Below are 13,773 nucleotides of genomic sequence, written 5' to 3' on the forward strand. Positions count from 1 at the left end.
CTCGATCAGCTGGAAGTGGTGGGTGCAGTGGCCAAGGGCAAGGTCCGTTCGTACGACGAGGACCGCGGGTTCGGTTTCATCCGGACCCCCGAGGCGTCCGACGACGTCTTCTTCCACTTCAAGGACGTCGTGGGCGGTGCCGACGACGGCCCCCTCGACGGCGCGGTGGTCGAGTTCACCCTCGGCGAGGGTGAGCGCGGCCCGAAGGCGTCCGACGTGCGCGTGGAGTCCCGCCGCAGCGGCCCGCCGCCGGAGCAGCGCCGCCCCGCGTCCTCGTCCCAGCGCCCCGTGTCGCTGCGCGAGTTCCGCCGCGAGGTCACCGAGATCCTGCTGAGCGTCGACGGGATCGGGTCCACCCAGGTCCGCGCCGTGCGCGACTACCTGTCCGACTACGGGCTGGACCGCGGGTTCGTGGTGGAGGACACCCGCCGCTGAGGGCTGGACCGGTACGTTCCGACCCGCTCGCAGCGCTGCGACGGGTCGGGACGTACCGGAAGATCCCTCCTCCACAGGGACGGAGCGTGATCGTGGCCCCGTGGGGGACCCTGCCGCGGTGCGCAGCGAGGTCCCGGACGTCCTGGTCGGTGCGGCCCTGCGCCGAGGTGAGCTCCTCCGCCGTGGCGTGACGGACAGTCGGCTCCGGTCCCAGGCCGTGCGACGGCCCTTCCGCGGGGTCCACGCCGACGCCGCTGCCCCGCCGGGCGTCCTGCGGCGCATCCGGGACGTCGTCCCCCTCCTGCCGCCCGGTGGTGTCGTCGGCGGCTGGGCCGCGGCCTGGTTGCACGGGGCCCGCTGCCTCGACGGTCGCGCCGGTGGCACCGAGTTGCCCGTGCTGGTCTGCGTGCCGGGGACGAGGCGGATGCGGCCCCGCCCCGGTGTGCGGGTGCTGCGCTCGGAGCTGCGGGAGGACGACGTCGCGGAGGTCTCGGGCGTGCCGGTGACGAGCGCGGTGCGCACGGGTTTGGACCTGGCGCGCCTCTCGGAGACCCCACGCCGTGGGGTCGTCGCCGTCGACGCGCTGTGGGCCGCCGGCGTCACGACCGGTCCCGCCGTGCTCGCCCACCTCGAGGAACGGCCGAGGTTGCACGGCTCACCTGTGGCCCGTGGGGCGGCGACACTGGCCGTGGCGGGCGTCCGCTCGCCCCAGGAGACTGCGCTCCGGATGCTGTGGCTGCTCGACGCGGGCCTGCCGGTTCCGCTCGTCAACCACCGCGTCGTGGACCTCGACGGTCACCACCTCGGCCGGCCCGATCTCCTCGACGAGGAGGCGGGCGTCGTCGGCGAGTTCGACGGGCGGGGCCACCTGGCGCTGGACGTGAGCACCGTGGACCACGTGCGCCAGGAGGGCCTGGAGCGTCACGGGCTGGTCGTGGCCCGCTTCACCTCGCTCGACGTCCGGCCGGAGCACGCGCGCCGCACGGTGTGGAGGCGCACGACGCTCGGCGACGGGGCCTGGAGCGGCCGGGTCCGCGGACGTGGCGGGTCGTCCGCTGACCGGTACGTTGCGACCCGTTCGTCGGGAACGGGCGGGTCGGGACGTACCGGTCCCGCCACCTCCCGCACGTCACTGGCGTTCCGGCGACGTCCGGTGACCGGCCCGGTGCGCCTCAGCGCACGGGTTCGGGGGAGACGGGGTACTCCCGCTCCAGCTCCGCGACGATCCGGTCGGCGGTGACGGCCGCCGAGTACAGCCAGCCCTGCCCCAGGCCCGCGCGCATGGACCGGCAGATCGCGGCCTCCTCGTCGGTCTCGACACCCTCGACGACGACCGTGAGGCCGAGGCGGTTGGCCAGGTCGACGACGGCCGTGACGACGGAGCGCCCGTTGCCCTCCCCGGTCAGCGACTGCGTGAGGGAGCGGTCGATCTTCAGGACGTGCACGGGCAGCCGGTCCAGGTAGCCGAACGCGGAGTAGCCGGTGCCGAAGTCGTCGATGGCGATCTGGCAGCCCAGGCGGGCCAGGTCGGTGACGACGCGCTCGGCGGGGGAGTCGGAGTCCAGGAAGACCGACTCGGTGAGCTCCAGGGTCAGCAGGTGCGCCGGGATGCGGTGGTCGGTGAGGATCCCGCGGACGACGTCGGCGAAGCCGGGCGACTGCAGCTGCACGACGGAGACGTTGACCGCGAGCCGCACGCCCGCGTCGAAGACCCCGGCCGCGTGCGCGGTGCCGACCGCCCGCCGCAGCACGTGCTCGCCGAGCGCGACGACGAGGTTGGACTCCTCGGCGACGGCGACGAACTCGACGGGGGAGACGCGGCCCAGCTCGCGGTCGTCCCAGCGGGCGAGGGCCTCGAACTTCACGACCCGGCCGGTGGCGAAGTCGATGATCGGCTGGAAGTGCACGTCGATGCAGCCCTCGGCGACGGCTGAGGCCAGGCGCTCGCGGACGAGGAGGCGGCGGGCGTGCTGGGCGGCGACGGCGCCGGAGTAGACCGACCAGCCGAGCATCCCGGGGTGGGCGCGGGCGTCGCGCAGCGCGAGGTCGGCGTGCACGAGCGGCAGGGCCGCGTCCCCGCCCGCGCGGGCTCCGCGGTCGACGCGGGCGATCCCGGCGACGGCCTCGACGGCGAAGCGGCCGGCCCCCGGGACCTGCAGCGGCGCGGCGCTGACGGCGCCCAGGAGGTGCGGCAGGTGCCGGACGGCCTCTTCCGGGCTGCCGGGCAGCAGGAGGGCGAACTCGTCGTGGCGGACGCGGTAGGTGGAGCCGCCGAGGGGGGTGACGTGCTCGCGCAGGTTCGCGGCGGCGGCGCGCAGGACGTCCTCGCCGACGGGGACGCCGAGGACGTCGCTGACGTCGTCGAGGCCGCTGACCTCGAGGATGACGAGGGACTGGGTGCGGTCGGGTTCGATGAGCGCTTCGGTGAGGGCCGTCCGGTTCTTCAGGCCGGTGAGCTGGTCGTGCTGGGCCTGGAAGAACAGGGTGCGGCGGGTGCGGTCGATGGCGCGGGCCGTGGCGGCCTGGCGCACGGCGGCCGCGAGGACCGCGGCGCCGTAGTAGGCCGACAGCAGGGCGTCGGCGCGGGGTTCGGCGACGTTGACGGCCATGGCGATGAGCACTGCCGCCCCGGGGAGGGAGACGGCCAGGCGGAGCCGGCGGGCGGCCTGCGCCACCGCCGCGCCGCCGTGCCGGACGAACCCGCCGCGCGGCTGGAAGACCAGCAGGGTGGTCCCGCCCACGACGGCGACGACGATGGCGACGTCGGCGACGCGGGGGGACGTGGTCGCCGTGATGGCCGTGACCTGCGTGGCGATGGCACCGAGCCCGAGCCCCAGGCAGGCCAGGCGCAGGGCGGCGTGCTCGACGGCCAGGACGGCGGCGCAGGCCGCGACGAAGGACGTGAGGAGGACGACCAGGGAGGCGCTGGCCTGCCACCAGCCGTCCCCGGTGTACCCGGCGCGGCCGAACCCGTCCCACGCGAGGGTGGCCAGGACGGTGCCGAACACGGCGGCCTCGACGAGCAGGGGCTGGTCGTCGCCGGCCACGCGCGCGTGCCGGAGCTGCTGGAAGGCGATGTGGGCCAGGCCGGTCAGCGAGACGGCGTGGGCGAGGTGCGGGAACGACAGCGGCCCGATCATCGCTGCCGGGTAGGCGCCGGCCAGGACCGTCCCGACACCCCAGAGCGTGCCCGCCGCGGTGAAGCGGACGAGGCCGGGGCGGGAGCCCCGCCGCGAGAGGAAGGGCATGAGGACGGACACGGCCAGCCAGCCCAGGCCGACGGTCAGCAGCACTGGCCGGCCTTCCTGCCAACGGGCCGCCGCGGCGAGCGCCACCGGCGTGGACACGGCGAGCACGGCGGTGGACAGCGCCGCGCGCCAGGCGTGCCGGGGGAACGTCATGGCCACAGCTTCGGACCGGCGCCGTCTGCGCTGGATGGGCCGACCGCGTGACGTGGCTCCCGGTGGGGTGGGAGGCGGAGGGAGCCGTCCCGTGATCGTTCCCGTCACAGTCGGCGACGACCGCCCGGAGGAGCTAAGCGCACCCTGGTCCGATGGGGGTCACCCACATGAGTCACACGGGGTCATGGCCCGTGCGAAGACGGTGACCCCATCCGGTGTGACTACTCCGTCTGGGTGACCTGGGGCCGTCGAGGCGGGTGAGGCTGCCCGTTACCAAACTGTGACAATCCTCTGTGGGAGGCAAAACCGCAGGTCACGGTGCGTCTGTCCCTCCCGACACGCCGGGACGGCGCGAGATCTTCTGTTACTCCCCGTGTTGCTGGTGTGACTCTCGTGTACGTTCATGTCTGTCACCGAGTCACTCCGCTGAGTAGCGGAGCGGATGGTGTCGCAGGCCCGAGACCGGGCCGGCCCCCACGGGGGGGAACATCACTTTCACATGCCTTGGAGGCAATCGTGACCGCAGCAACCTCCCGGTTGCGCCGGCGTGGTATCGGGGCCGGCGTCGCGGCTCTTGTTGGTCTGTCCGGCCTCGGCTTCGCCGCCATGCCGGCCCAGGCTGCAGCTGGCTTCGATCCTTCTTCCGCTTCTGCTCGCCTCGCGGGCGTCGACCGCTACGACACGGCCGCCAAGGCCGCGCTGGCCGGCTGGACCACCTCGTCCACCGTCATCGTCGCCAACGGTGAGGTCACGGGCATCGACGCCCTCGCCGCCTCGTACCTCGCGGGCGTCAAGGACGCTCCGATCCTGCTGACGCAGCGCGACTCGGTGCCGTCCCAGACGGCCGCCGCCATCGCGTCGCTGAACCCCACGACCGTCATCGTCCTCGGTGACACGAACGCGGTCTCGGCCAGCACCTACGCCTCCCTGGTCGGCACCAAGACCGGCCAGCGCATCGACGGCCCGAACCGCTTCCAGACCGCGGTCGACGTCATGACCGAGGCCGGCGTGACCCCGCCCAAGACGGTCTTCCTCGCCCGCGGTGACCAGTACGGCGCCGGCCAGGTCGCCGCCGACGCGCTGGCCGCCGGCCCGGCCGCCTTCAAGAACCGGATCCCGGTCCTGCTCACCAACCAGAACTCGCTGCCCGCCGAGACGCTGGCTGCGCTGAACACCGCCGGTGTCACCAAGGTGTACGTCCTGGGCAACGCGAACGCCGTCTCGGACTCGGTCTACACCCAGGTCGACAACCTGGCCAGCGTCACCGACATCGAGCGCATCCAGGGCTCGGACCGCACCGCCACCGCGGCTGCGATCGCCAACGAGACCGACTTCGGTTTCAACCGGACCGGTGCCGCCCTCGCCAACGGCTTCCGCATCGACGCCCTGGCCGCCGGCCCGGTCGCCGGTCGCGCCGGGTCCCCGATCCTGCTGACTGAGGGCACCGTGGGTCTGGGTGTCGGTACCGAGGCCTACCTGCGGGCCAACGCGGCTACTCTGACCAAGGCGTGGGTCTTCGGTGACGACAACAGCGTGACGCCGACGATCGCGGCTGCGGCCACGACCGCCGCCAACGGTGGTTCTGCCCCCACGCTGCAGAACATCGCGGTGGCACCGACTGCTGCGGCCGGCTACGTGATCGCCGACGAGACCGACGCGGCCACGCGCGCTTCCGACGACCGTGTCTACACGGTCACCGGCCTCACCGCGGGCACGACCTACCGCATCACGCTCGTCGACGCGAACTCCATCCGCACGGCGGCCGACGGCTCGGTCACCTTCCTGAGCAGCGCGGACACGGCGTCGGCCAGCGGGTTCTCCGCCGACCCGGGTGCCGACAACGCCGACATCACCTCCGTCAACAACGCCAGCCCGACCTTCACCGGTACGGCTGCGGAGATCGCTGCCGCTCGCACGACGACGGTGCAGCCGGTCAACGGCAGCATCACCTTCACCGTCGACGGCACCGCGCCCGGTTCGGTCGTCCCCGTCGTCTACATCAACGGTGGTGCCGGCCAGGCGGCCAACAACGGTGGCCCCAGCACCCGTCTCGAGACGAGCGCGACCGTCGCCGGTGCCTACGCGGCGGCGACCGAGAACTACGGGCTCGGTGGTGTGGCCAGCTACACCGCCACGCGAGCAGCAAACGGTTCGTTCGGTGGTGACAGCAGCGACGCCACCGTGGGCGCGGAAATCACGTCCGTGGACAAGGCTGGCAACACGTTCACCGCGGAGGTGGACCTCAACCCGGCCGCCGCCATCGGCCTGCAGGCGCGTTCGTTCGCCTTTGACGCGAACGACCGGTTCACGGTGGGTACTGCGTCGGTGGGCCTGGACGCCTTCAAGGCGGCGCTCAGCTCCGGCGACACCATCACCGGTTCCTACGCGACCGACCCGGGTGGCATCAGCACCTTCAACCTCAACGACAGCAACCCCGCCGCCCCGACCACGGTGACGTCCGCTCGCGGCACCACGAACGCCACGAGCAACGACATCACGGTCACCGTCACCCCGGCGGCCGGTGACTACGACTCGGTGGTCATCCAGCGCGCGCTGGTGACCGGTGGCACCGACGGTGCTGCGGACGGCACCGTGGGCACCTACACCACCGTCGGTTCGCCGACCACCGACGCGGACCTGGCCACGGCTGGCTTCCAGTACGTCGACAACGACGTGCCGGCCGGCACCTACCGTTACCGCGCGGCCGTGGTCAACGACGGTGACCAGGGCGACTACACGGCAGTGACGAACAACGTCGCCTCGATCGCCCCGAGCACCGACACCACCGGTCCGCTGGCCGTCGACACCCGCGTGGGCACGAACGGTGCCGGGAGCGCCCTCACCCTCAACCAGGGTGCGACGTTCACGGTGGCCTACAACGAGGCGGTCAACGCCCCCGCCAACGGCACCACGATCCGCCTCAGCGACGCCGACGGCACGCAGATCGACTTCATCGTCGGGACCACCGGCACGTCGGTGGCGCGGAACACCGCGGCGACCACCATCGGTGGCGTCTCCTACCCGGTGAACACCGTCCTGACCTTCACCCTGGGTACCGGGGTGCAGGTCAACGCCGGGACGGGTGCCGGCCTGAGCCTGCCGACGACGATCATCGCGCAGTCGGGTGTGCAGGACGTCAACGGCAACGCCTGGAACATCTCCGGCAGCACCGACGCCACGATCGACAACGAGTGATCTGGCAGCGCGAGTGATCTGATCTCCCGCCAGGAAGGGGTCCAGTCGAGTCCGCTCGGCTGGACCCCTTTCGTTTCCCCTTCGCGGCGCTCGTCGCGACCAGGTTTCGGCTCGAACAGATGAGGAAGTGCGATGGACAAGCGACAGAAGACCCGGCGCCGCGCAGCCGGTATCGGGGCCGGGGTTGCTCTGCTGGTCGGCCTCGGTGGAATCACCGGAGTTCCCGCACAGGCGGCCGTGGGTTTCAACCCCAGCGCGGCCGACGCCCGCCTCGGCGGCGCCGACCGCTACCAGACGGCTGCCCTGATCGCGCAGAAGTACTGGACGGCCTCGTCGACGGTCATCGTTGCCAACGGTGAGACGAACGGCATCGACGCATTGAGCGCGTCCTACCTGGCGGGTGTCAAGCAGGCTCCGATCCTCCTCACCTCTGCGAACTCCGTCCCCGCTGCCACGGCCGCCGCGATCGAGGCGCTCAACCCTTCCGAGGTGATCGTCATCGGCGGGGAGCCCTCCGTGTCCACTGCGACGTTCGCTGAACTCACTGCGGGCCGTACCACCGGGAAGCGCATCTCCGGGATCGACCGGTTCGACACCGCAGCCAAGATCATCGCCGAGGCGCGTGCTGCGCTGCCTGCGAACGCCCCGGCGCCCGCGGCAATCCTGGCTCGCGGGGACGTCTACGGCACCACCATCGCCGCTGATGCCCTTTCTGCTTCACCGTTGGGCTACCGCGGAATTCCCATCGTCCTGACGGCCCAGGGATCCCTGCCAGGCGTCTCGGCGTCGGCACTGGCATCCCTCAAGCCGACCTCGCTCACCGCGCTGGGAAGCACCCAATCCATCAGCGCGGCGACCGCGTCTGCCGCGGCGAGCGCGGCGGGCGTCCCCACCGCGTCCCGGCTGGAAGGTACCGACCGCAGTGCCACTGCCGTCGCCATCGCGACGTCGGACCTCGCGACGTCCGTCGGACTCGGCAAGACGGCGGTCGGGCTGGCGAACGGCTTCCGCGTCGATGCCCTGGCCGCCGGACCGGCAGCCGGCAAGGCGGGGTACCCCCTGCTCCTCACAGAGTCGGCGCAAAGCCTCGGCAGCGCCACGGAGGCGTACCTGCGGGCCAATTCCGGGAACCTCATCAGTGGCCAGATCTTCGGTGACGCCTCCGCCGTCTCGACCAGCGTCACCGACGCCGCCGTCACCTCGGGAGGTGGGGTACCCAGCTCGGGTCAGGTCGCACCCGTCTCCAACCCCGTTGCCGGCCTCCCGGCCAACCTCGACAACCAGGGCGATCAGCCCGACGTCCGCGTGAGCTTCGGCCTGAGCGCAGCACCCGTCACGAGTTTCACCGTCCAGCGCGTGTCGAGCAGCAACGCCGCCGTGTCCTCCCCGGTGAACCTCACCGGTCAGGACGTGACATCCGGATCGTTCATCGACTACGACGTCCCCCTGGGGTCGTGGGTCTACCGGATCACCGTGACATCGGGTGGTGCGACGTCGACCGTCGTGACCCAGACGCCTGTCAGCATCGCCGGCGCTCCAGTGGTGAACGGCCAGCCGACGGGTCTGACCCCGGGTTCCAACTCCGTCACCCTGACCTTCGACCAGCCGGTCTCCGGGCTCTCGCTTGGAGAGGTGACCTCCAGCAACGGCTCTCTCAGCTTCACGCCCACCGCAGTCGCTCCCAGCGGCGGCAGGTCGGCCACGTGGACGCTTGCCGTGGCCGGGGGGACTTTGCAGGCAGGAAACACCGTCACGTTGGCCGCCGGGTCGGTCGTGAACGCTCAGGGTGTCAACGGCCCTGCCACCGGGTTCACGTCGGCTCCGGTCGTCGCAGCGCCGACAGTCTCGGTGGCCGGCCTCCAGCCAGGGTCTTCGTCGTTGACCTACACGTTCGACCAGCCGGTCAGCGGCTTCACCGCAGCAGACCTCACGAGCAACAACGGAGTATTGACCTTCACCCCCTCCGCGACCCTCGACGCCAACGGCCGTGCTTCGGTGTGGACGGTGGCGATTGGAGGCGGGACCTTGGCCGCCTCCAACACCGTCACCCTGAGCGCCAACGCCGTTGTGAACGGGCAGGGGGGGACGGGACCGTCCAGCCCGAACGTCCAGACCGTCCTCGCCGCCCCGGTTGCGTCTTTCAGCAACTTCTTCGTCGGCGCGTCGTACATCCACGTCGACTTCAACGTCGGCGTGACGGGCCTCGAGGCCAGCGATTTCACCCTCCCTGGCGGGCAGAGCATCCTGGGAGTCAGCTCCCACAGTCCGCAGCAGTGGCACGTCGACCTGGCATCGCCAGTGGCTGCTGGTGAGACGTACACGTTGGCCGCGAACAGCGTGGTGAACAGCCAGGGCACCACCGGGCCGGTCACTGCCTTCACCGCGTCGATCGCCGCAGCGCCGAGCGTGTCGGCAGTGAGTGGTTGGTCGCCGAACACCACGAGCTTCACGATCACCTTCGACCAGGCGGTCTCGGGGTTCACCGACAGTGAGGTGACCTCCTCCGGGGCAGGGAACCCGGTCTTCTCGGTGGCGCCGCAGACCGCGGGGGCAACTTCCGACACGACGTGGGTCGTGACCGTCAGCAGCGGGACCGTGAGCAGCAACGACACGTTCACCGTCTCGGCGAACGCGGTGCAGAACGCCGACGGCACCAGCGGTCCGACGACTGCCTACACCTCAAGCGCCGCCTGAGCACTGGGGGCCGACAGGTCAGCACCCCGACCGGATGTCGGGGTGCTGACCTGGTGAGAGGGAACTGTTCCCCGTTCTGCGGTGAGTCTCTTCCAGCGCCGTGACGGGCGGGCTTCGTCCTTCACCGGTGCACAGGCGGCGAGTCCGTTCGGTCGCGTCGACTCCGTGGCGGTCGAGCAGTCTCTTCACAACGCGCCCCCGAGTCCTGTCCTGGGCAGGGGAACGCGCCGTCGCCCGCTTCGAGGATGGGCGGGCTGTGTCAGCGGCTGACGGGTCGTACGAGACTGAGGCGGTCGAACCGCTCGACGGTCCCACCGCACTGCCGCAGCCACTGATCGAGGTCGGCGCCCGGGATGCGGTTCGCGATGGTGGGGTCCACGACGAGGGCCGCGGAGCACTCCACCGCCCCTGGACCGATCACCGTCACCTGCGGCGCAGCGCGTTGCAGGGTGCCGGTGTCGGCCCAGGACACCACGGTCGTCCCGGGGGGAAGGGCCCGCAGTTGCGGGGCCAGCAGGGCGTAGTCGGCGGTGCGGGTGGTGGCGACCGTGGCGAGCTGCCCGACCCCGGCGACGAGCAGCGGGACGGCGAGGACCGCGGCCACGGGCCAGGCCCGGGACGCGGCCAATCGCGTCAACCCCACGGTGGCCAGCACCACGAGCGGGGGAGCGAGGACGTCGTGGTACTGCGGCAGTTTCAACGGTGAGGCGACGACCGCGACGGTGAACCCGACGACGGCGGTCGCGACGACCGCGGTGGACACCCGCCGCACCAGCGCGGCCCCGAGCAGCGCCCCGAGCCACAGCGCCGCCAATGCCGCCCACCCGAGGTAGCGGGACTGGAACCACCACGCCGACCACCACGGTGGGAAGGCGTAGTTCTGCCCGGCGACGTGCTGCACGGCACCGCGGCCGGCGTGGTCGAGCTGCCACTGCACCACGGTCCGCACCGCCTCCGGCGCCTCGGTGTCGAACGGCAGGTACGTGGCGAGGAACACCGCGACGGCGCTCACCCCGGCGAGCAGGACCCTGCCGACCCTCCGAGGGTGCGCGGCCCAGGTCGCGAGCACCACGACCGCGACGCTCGCCCCCGTGAGCTTCGTCGCGGTCGCCGCACCGACGGCCGCGCCGAACACCGCCCACCGCCACCACACCGGGCGGGCGGCGACGACCTGCGCGGCCCAGACCGCGCAGGACGTGAAGAACAGCAGCGGCATCTCCAACGTCGCCTGCCGGCCCACGTGGGCCTCGACCACACCGGGGTGCAGGGGCAGGACGTACCAGAGGAGCATCGCGACCAGCCCAGCCCGGGGGCCCGCGATGCGCCGGGCGATGCAGAACAGCACCCCGCCGGTGGCCAGGCCCATCAGCGCGGACGGCAACCGGTCCGCGGTGAGGGACCCGCCGAACGCGAGGTGCCCGAGGCCGATGAGGAACTTCGCCAGCGGCGGGTGCTCCAGGTTCGCCTGGAAGTTGCCGTGGACGTAGGCGGTGCCCGCGTCGCGGTAGACGAGTTCGTCGCCGGTGGACGACTCCACGCCCAGGCGCCAGAGGAAGACGAAGGCTCCGACGAGCACGACGAGGAGGGTCAGCAGTCGTCGGGTCCGTGTCATGGCCCGGTCACGCTACCGGGGACCGATGGCCGACCCCGCCCCTCGCGCAGGGGTGTCGCGGCCGGCTCGCCGAGCCCGTGCCACCTCGACTCCCGGTGCCTCCTGTCGTTGGTCACCGGAGCAGCAGTCGACGGAGGGACCCCGGGTCCACCACTCCCAGGCGCCTCGGTGCCGGCCTGGCCGCCCTCGTCGGCCTGTCCCTCCTCGCCACCGGAGCGGCGCAGACCTCGCCCGTCGACGACGGCGGCGGCCGACTCGGCGGGGCCACCCGCTACGGCACGGCGGCCCTCGTCCGTGGCGGCCTGTACGGGTCCGCGGTCGCCGCCGACGCCCTCACCGCCTCCCCGGTCGCCTTCCGCGCGAAGGTCCCCGTCCTGCCCGTCGAACCCGGCACGCTCCCCGCCCCCACCGCGCAGGTCCTGTCGATGGTCGGCGCCCCCTCGTCCACGAGCTGGGTTCGGCCGGCTCGGTCGGCGCGACCGTCGCCGGTTCCGGCCTCGCCGCGCCCGCCGGGTTCTCCACGATCTCCATCGGCCCGGCCAACGGCTGCTCCACCGATGCCCTCGCCGCCGGGACCGAGGAGTTCCTGCGCCGCCACGGCGCCGGGCTCACCGACACCGACGTCATCGGGGAGCCGGTCTCGGTGTCCTCGGCGGCGACGGCCTTCGGGGCAGCAGGTGCCGTGGCGGGGGAGGCTGGTGGTTCCGTCGATCCACCACTGCACGTCCCCCGGTCGAACACGTCCACCTTCGACTGCGGGTGCAGGCTGACACCGTCGACGATCGACGCCAGGACGTGCACCGGCTCAGCGGTGGTTCACGACCTGCCGTCGTACAACTCGGCCAGGTCGATCAGGTGGACGTCCGCGCGGTGCGCTGACGCCTGCACCAGGTTGACCTCGAAACCGGACCTGCTGAACAGGGCCAGCTGCGTCCGCTCGACGTTCCGACCCGACCGGGCCAGCAGACCACGCAGGGCGTCCAGACGGTCCAGGTCGGCGCTCGTGCGGGGCCGCCGGGTCGCCTTCGCCTCTCCCAGGGCGATGACGGGCGCGTTCGGGTCCTGGCGCCGGTGTCCGCGGGCGAGGGCGAGGACGTCGATCTCGTGCCGGGTCCGCCCGGCGGGGTCGTTCAGGACCGCGGGGCCGACCTCCCCAACCGGTGTGCCCCAACGGTCTGCGGAGTACCGGGCCGTCCACGTCCGGGCCAGGTGTTCGAAGTGGGGCCCGAGCACCTGTGCGGAGTACCCGGGGGCGGCGGCGGCCCAGGCTGTCGTGGTGTCGCCCTCTTCCAGGAGGGCGCGGTGGGGTTCGACGACGACCTGGGTGAAACGCACGACGGGGTCGGCGAGGGAGAAGGTCGGGCGTCGGGCCGTGAGGACGTCGTCGGTGCGGACGAGGAACCCCGCGTTCTCCAGGACGGTCAACGGGTGCCGCAGCGTGTTGAGGTCCCGGCCCACCGCAGCACCGATCGCGGTGGGCGATCGGCGTCCGTCGGCCACCGCCTGCACGAGTGAGGTGTAGGGCGTGCGGTCGAGGTTGCGCGGATCCTCGCGCAGGAGGAACGCCTTCTCGTTGAACAGGGCCGACGCCGGGTTCAGCACCGTGCGGCCCAGCCAGGCCGCCCAGCCGTCGAGGTGGGGTGGCGGTGGTTCGGTCACCAGCGCGCGGTACCCGGGCGTGCCACCGAGGACGGCGTCGAGTTCGAAGGCGACCTGCGGGTCCTCGATCTCCCAGTAGGCGCGGGAGTCCCGGAAGTCGAACGGGGGAGTCGTCAGCTCCAGCTGTGCGCGCCCGCGCAGTGGCTGCGAGCCGGTGAGCAGGGTGTTCATGACCGACAGCGCAGACCCGCAGACGATGACGGTGGGGGTCGGGGCCTGGGGGTCGTCGGCGACCTCGTCGTGCAGGAGCTGCAGCACGGAGGGGATCTCGGGGGAGTGGGCCAGGAGGTAAGGCAGTTCGTCGATGATGAGGACGTCGGCGCCCGGGCGTCGACGTCCCCGTGCGTCGGGGCGCGACAGGCCCAGGGCCACCCGCAGGGCTGTCTCCCAGGAGTCGAACCGCACGGCTGCGGGGTCGTAGCCGAGGTGGTCGGCCACGTCCCGGGCGAAGACGTCCAGCGCAGGAGCTTTGTCCAGTTCCCGAGCCTGGTGGTAAAGCCCGCCGGCGGCGGCGACCAGGCGGCGCAGGAGGTAGCTCTTTCCGTGCCGACGACGGCCGGAGACGATGCCGAGGCGCAGCCCGGTCCGGTGTCGCGGCGGGCCGACGAGGGTGGAGAGCGCCTCCCACTGCGGCACCCGGTCGAACAGGTCGTCGGGGCGGGGCAGCGACACCGGTCCTCCTGGGTATAAACGGATTTACAGTAAATCGCGTTGCACTCGGAGCGTAACGGCTGGTCTGCCCCTGGGGCAACGCGCTGACCACTCGCTCCACGGGAG

General features: G+C 72.1%; 8 protein-coding genes. 5 read left to right on the forward strand and 3 right to left on the reverse strand.

Annotated features, from left to right (window positions below; all coding sequences use genetic code 11):
• The first annotated feature begins 18 nt into the window (after nucleotides 1–18).
• Nucleotides 19–435, forward strand: coding sequence for a cold shock domain-containing protein (locus AB2L28_RS19855; protein ID WP_370720730.1), 417 nt, complete (start codon nucleotides 19–21; stop codon nucleotides 433–435).
• 217 nt (nucleotides 436–652) lie between these two features.
• A complete protein-coding gene (locus tag AB2L28_RS19860; RefSeq protein ID WP_370720731.1) occupies nucleotides 653–1,675 on the forward strand; it encodes a hypothetical protein in 1,023 nt (340 codons plus the stop codon).
• On the opposite strand, the gene AB2L28_RS19865 is transcribed toward AB2L28_RS19860, so the two are convergent.
• Nucleotides 1,608–3,836, reverse strand: coding sequence for a putative bifunctional diguanylate cyclase/phosphodiesterase (locus tag AB2L28_RS19865; protein WP_370720732.1), 2,229 nt, complete (start codon nucleotides 3,834–3,836; stop codon nucleotides 1,608–1,610). The two genes, AB2L28_RS19860 and AB2L28_RS19865, sit on opposite strands and share 68 nt — an antisense overlap.
• Before the next feature lie 516 nt (nucleotides 3,837–4,352).
• On the opposite strand from AB2L28_RS19865, the gene AB2L28_RS19870 reads away from it, so the two are divergent.
• Nucleotides 4,353–7,031, forward strand: coding sequence for a cell wall-binding repeat-containing protein (locus AB2L28_RS19870; protein ID WP_370720733.1), 2,679 nt, complete (start codon nucleotides 4,353–4,355; stop codon nucleotides 7,029–7,031).
• A 132-nt stretch (nucleotides 7,032–7,163) separates the two neighbouring features.
• Complete coding sequence (locus AB2L28_RS19875; protein ID WP_370720734.1) at nucleotides 7,164–9,725, forward strand: cell wall-binding repeat-containing protein; 2,562 nt, start codon at nucleotides 7,164–7,166, stop codon at nucleotides 9,723–9,725.
• Between the two features lie 259 nt (nucleotides 9,726–9,984).
• Here AB2L28_RS19875 and AB2L28_RS19880 read toward each other — a convergent pair whose 3' ends face one another.
• The gene (locus AB2L28_RS19880) at nucleotides 9,985–11,337 is read right to left on the reverse strand and encodes an ArnT family glycosyltransferase (protein ID WP_370720735.1); all 1,353 of its coding nucleotides are present in this window, start codon (nucleotides 11,335–11,337) and stop codon (nucleotides 9,985–9,987) included.
• Nucleotides 11,338–11,432: 95 nt separating this feature from the next.
• Here AB2L28_RS19880 and AB2L28_RS19885 point away from each other — a divergent pair, with 95 nt between their 5' ends.
• Entirely contained in the window at nucleotides 11,433–12,107 is a 675-nt protein-coding gene (locus AB2L28_RS19885; protein WP_370720736.1) for a cell wall-binding repeat-containing protein, read from the forward strand.
• 46 nt (nucleotides 12,108–12,153) lie between these two features.
• Here AB2L28_RS19885 and AB2L28_RS19890 read toward each other — a convergent pair whose 3' ends face one another.
• Nucleotides 12,154–13,668 (reverse strand): AAA family ATPase, encoded by a 1,515-nt coding sequence (locus AB2L28_RS19890; RefSeq protein WP_370720737.1) that lies wholly within the window; start codon nucleotides 13,666–13,668, stop codon nucleotides 12,154–12,156.
• Nucleotides 13,669–13,773 lie beyond the last annotated feature (105 nt).

Origin of the sequence: Kineococcus mangrovi (genome assembly GCF_041320705.1) — a bacterium.
GTDB classification, from domain to species: domain Bacteria; phylum Actinomycetota; class Actinomycetes; order Actinomycetales; family Kineococcaceae; genus Kineococcus; species Kineococcus mangrovi.

What these genes read in the sequence shown, in the direction of transcription:
- AB2L28_RS19880 (WP_370720735.1), bottom strand. Translation starts at nt 11,337, where the DNA reads ATGACACGGACCCGACGACTGCTGACCCTCCTCGTCGTGCTCGTCGGA.
- AB2L28_RS19875 (WP_370720734.1), top strand. Translation starts at nt 7,164, where the DNA reads ATGGACAAGCGACAGAAGACCCGGCGCCGCGCAGCCGGTATCGGGGCC.
- AB2L28_RS19865 (WP_370720732.1), bottom strand. Translation starts at nt 3,836, where the DNA reads ATGACGTTCCCCCGGCACGCCTGGCGCGCGGCGCTGTCCACCGCCGTG.